Here is a 1,073-nt window from a genome sequence, read left to right as displayed (position 1 = left end):
CCATGTCCAACGAACAAGCTCGCCCGCCACTTCCTCCTTTCACTCGCGAAACAGCGATTGAAAAGGTTCGACTCGCCGAAGATGGCTGGAATAGCCGCGACGCCGAGAAAGTCTCGCTCGCCTATACCCTGGACACCAAATGGCGTAACCGCGCCGAATTCGCGACCAATCGCGAAGAGGCCAAAGGGTTCCTCACACGCAAATGGAAAAAAGAGCTGGATTACCGCCTGATCAAGGAACTCTGGGCCTTCACCGACAACCGCATTGCCGTTCGTTACGCTTACGAATGGCACGACGATTCGGGTAACTGGTTCCGTTCCTATGGCAATGAAAACTGGGAATTTGAGGCAGACGGCTTGATGCATCGCCGCTTCGCTTGCGTCAACGACATGCCCATCAAGGAAAGTGAGCGCAAGTTCTTCTGGCCACTGGGTCGTCGCCCTGATGATCACCCAAGCCTGACCGACCTGGGCCTGTAAGTCATACAAAACCTGATCCTTTGAACGCAAAGGATCAGGTTTTTTGTTTTGCACAAGTGCATATCGTTTTTCCGATTTGTGTCAGCATAAACGTCCCCCTGCCTCGCAGATTAACTCGCCGAATCCCTCTGCAAGCCCCCGACTCAGTTCACTGTGCAAGATCCCGCGCCATCAACCCGGTGGCAGGACACGCAACTTGAAGTCGCGCAGCACCTCACTCGTCAAGTTCGCTGGATACCTCTTTGGCCAGCTCAACGAAAACTCGCACCGCTGCGCTCTCGAAGGCGTCCTTGCGCCGCATGAGGACGGCGGTTCGCTGCAGGCGTTCAGGCTCCAGGGTGATGGCCACCAGATCATCATTGGCCAATGCGATTCTGGCAGGCAATAACGTCGACAGATTCGTCCGGCGAACGATTTCGATCACTGCGCCGAGGGCATTGGCTTCCATCTGCACTTGAGGGCGAATAGCGTGTTGGCGGCAGAAGCGGTCAATTTGTTCGCGGGTGGCAAAGTCCGTACTGAGCAGAACCAGCGACTCCGCGTTCAAGGCCTGCAATCCAATTGATCTTTGCTTTGCCAGAGGGTGTCTGCGGC

At 55.6% G+C, this 1,073-nt stretch carries 2 protein-coding genes; one reads left to right on the top strand and one right to left on the bottom strand.

Annotation, left to right across the window (positions count from 1 at the left end):
• The first annotated feature begins 2 nt into the window (after window positions 1-2).
• Window positions 3-479 carry a nuclear transport factor 2 family protein gene (locus QIW53_RS27175; RefSeq protein ID WP_371052677.1) on the top strand — a complete coding sequence of 159 codons (477 nt, stop codon included), beginning with the start codon at window positions 3-5 and terminating at the stop codon, window positions 477-479.
• A gap of 214 nt (window positions 480-693) precedes the next feature.
• Here the strand turns inward: QIW53_RS27175 and QIW53_RS27170 are convergent.
• Window positions 694-1,073: LysR substrate-binding domain-containing protein (locus QIW53_RS27170; protein WP_371052676.1), on the bottom strand; the 380-nt coding region annotated here is incomplete at its 5' end.

This window comes from Pseudomonas fluorescens (assembly GCF_041354075.1).
Taxonomy (GTDB): domain Bacteria; phylum Pseudomonadota; class Gammaproteobacteria; order Pseudomonadales; family Pseudomonadaceae; genus Aquipseudomonas; species Aquipseudomonas fluorescens_CE.
This window is presented reverse-complemented; position numbering and strand designations above follow the sequence as displayed.

What these genes read in the sequence shown, in the direction of transcription:
- QIW53_RS27175 (WP_371052677.1), top strand. Translation starts at nt 3, where the DNA reads ATGTCCAACGAACAAGCTCGCCCGCCACTTCCTCCTTTCACTCGCGAA.